At 73.4% G+C, this 2372-nt stretch carries 1 protein-coding gene and 1 pseudogene; one reads left to right on the top strand and one right to left on the bottom strand.

Going from position 1 to position 2372, the window contains the following annotated elements; all coding sequences use genetic code 11:
- Positions 1-67 precede the first annotated feature (67 nt).
- On the bottom strand, positions 68-1606 hold the full coding sequence (locus tag ACFRAR_RS27405) for a glycosyltransferase family 39 protein (protein WP_380700869.1): 1539 nt from the start codon (positions 1604-1606) through the stop codon (positions 68-70).
- 235 nt (positions 1607-1841) lie between these two features.
- Between ACFRAR_RS27405 and ACFRAR_RS27400 the strand changes: the two are divergent.
- Positions 1842-2372: pseudogene (locus tag ACFRAR_RS27400) on the top strand (sensor histidine kinase); the annotation flags it as partial.

Here is a 2372-nt window from a genome sequence, read left to right as displayed (position 1 = left end):
CGGAACCACTCCTCCTCGGCCTTCGGTCTGGTCTGCGGGGCTGCGACTCGCGGGTGTCCGCGGTCCGTCACTCGTACGCGCCGAGATGGCGGTACGCGGGCCAGAGCGCCTTCCACGGTTCGCGCGGCCCCCGGCAGACCGAGATCCGCCGGCCCTGCTCCGGATTGCTGATGTCCAGCCCGTTGTCGAGTACGGCGGCGACCGTGCACCGCTCGAAGTCGGCGCTCAGCCGGGCCCCGTCGACCCCCACGGCCACCACCACGTCGGCGGAGTCGGGCGGCGGTCCCCAGGCGTGGAGCTCGTTGTGCCCGCTGTAGACCTCGGGCAGGTGGTACTTCCCGCCGAACCGGTCCAGCGCGCCGGCCTCACCGAAGTTGCCCGCCAGCAGCACCGCGCGGGCCTTCTCCCCGGCCGGCAGCCCGTCGTACACCGACGCCACCTGGGCCACCGTGGTCGGCCAGCCGACCGTCTCCAGGGCCATGCTGTTGATCGCCGCCCGGTGCAGCGACTTCTCCGGGATCACCGGCAGCGCCAGCAGCATCTGGAGCACCGTGGTCAGCACCAGCCCGGTCGCCACCACCGGCAGCCGCCGCCGGCCTCGGGCGATCCAGCGGTCGGCCCGGATCGCCCCGGCCGCGAACAGCGCGATCAGGAACCCTCCGCTGTAGTCCGGCCGGCCGCCCTCGATCATCAGCGCGGCGGCCGTCGCCAGCAGGTAGCCGACCGCCACCGACCGCACCGGGCGCCACTCCCGCTTGCGGAACAGCCCGATCAGGCCGGCGACCCAGAACACCGCCAGACCCGGGCCGAGCAGCAGCAGCAGGTTGGAGACGAACAGCGAACGGTTCGCCGAACCGTCGCTGGCGCCCAGCGCGTGCGCCATCTGGACCTGCGGGAAGTCGTGGGTGATCTGGTAGACCAGGTTCGGCGCCCCGATCACCAGCGCCAGCGCCATCCCCAGGTACAACCGCCGGTCGCGGAAGGCCTGCCGGGGCCCGGCCAGGGCCAGACCGATCAGCAGCGACACCGGCAGCAGCATCACCATGTACTTGGCGTACAGCGCCACACCGCACACCGCACCGGCCCAGAGCCACCACCGGCCGTCCTGCCGCAGCAGCGCCCGCAGCACGAACAGCATCACCAGGCACCAGGCCACCGTGTCCAGGCTGCTGGTCAGGATCCAGTGACCGACGCTCAGCACCATCACCGAGCCGCCGAGCCCGAGCGCCGTCATCAGCTGCGCCCGCCGCGAGGCCCCCAGTTCGGCCGCGATCAGCGAGCCGAGCACCACCACCGCCGCCGCGCACAGCACCGCGGGGACGCGGATCGCCCAGAGGCTGTCCCCCAGGAGCAGGGTGGCCGCCCGGACCACCATCGGCAGCGCCGGCGGCTGGTCCACGTAGCCCCAGGCCGGCCCCCGCTCGCCCAGCATCCGGAAGTACAGCTCGTCGGCGTCGTAGCCGTAGTCGTCGACGAAGAGCAGCAGGACGACCGCCGTCCCCGCCGCCACCGCGGCCACCGGTCGCCAGACCGGCACCGCCGGCGAGAGGACCCCGGCCCCGCTCCGTTCGACGAGCCGCGTCCCGTCCGTTCCAGTGGTAGCCATCACAACCCTCACGTACCGGTGGTTTCCGCCGACACTCGGACAGGCCGGACGCCAGTCGCCACGGCCCGTGTCGGATCTTCGTCGAACCACCGAGCGAGGCTCCACGTGTTTGACTCGTCCGCTAAACAGCTACTTCCCGGGCGCCTCTTGACGAGTTCATCTCCACCCTGTGGCTGATGCCGCCTCAGACTTTCGGTGGACCCGGGCGCCCGGCACGGCTGCCTAGCCTGAGGGGGTGCATCGCCTCAACGTCCGGTCGCGCACCCACCCGATGGCGGTCGATGCCGGTTGGGCCGGGCTGCTGTCGGTCGTCGGCCTGCTGCACGCGGCACAGTTCGCCGGCCCTCAACTGGCCTGGCGGGCGGCCTCGGCCGTGCTGCTGGCCGTACTGCTCACCGTCCGGCGCCGCGTCCCCGGCCCGGCTGCGGCCGGCGGCGTCCTGCTCGGGGCCGGCCAGCTCGCCCTCGGTATCGCGGCGGCCCCGACCGCCGCCGGCTACCTCGTCCTCGCGTACACCGCCGCCGCGTACGGCCCGGCCTGGGCCTCCCGGCTCGCGCTGGCCGGCGGCGTGCTGGCCGGCCCGCTGGCGGTCCGGTGCTTCGCCCCCGACGAGCTGACGGACAGCTGGCCGCGCACCGCCCTGGTCTCCGGGTTCCTGTCCACCCCGTTCGTCCTCTGCTGGGCCTGGGGCCGACTCACCAGGGTCCGCCGCGCCTACCTCACCGAACTCGAGGACCGCGCCGCCCGACTCGAACGCGAACGCGAC

It is taken from the genome of Kitasatospora sp. NPDC056651 (assembly GCF_042792155.1).
Lineage (GTDB): Bacteria > Actinomycetota > Actinomycetes > Streptomycetales > Streptomycetaceae > Kitasatospora.
The sequence above is the reverse complement of the archived record's forward strand: the minus strand, read 5'-3'. Positions and strand labels throughout refer to the sequence as shown.

What these genes read in the sequence shown, in the direction of transcription:
- ACFRAR_RS27405 (WP_380700869.1), bottom strand. Translation starts at nt 1,606, where the DNA reads ATGGCTACCACTGGAACGGACGGGACGCGGCTCGTCGAACGGAGCGGG.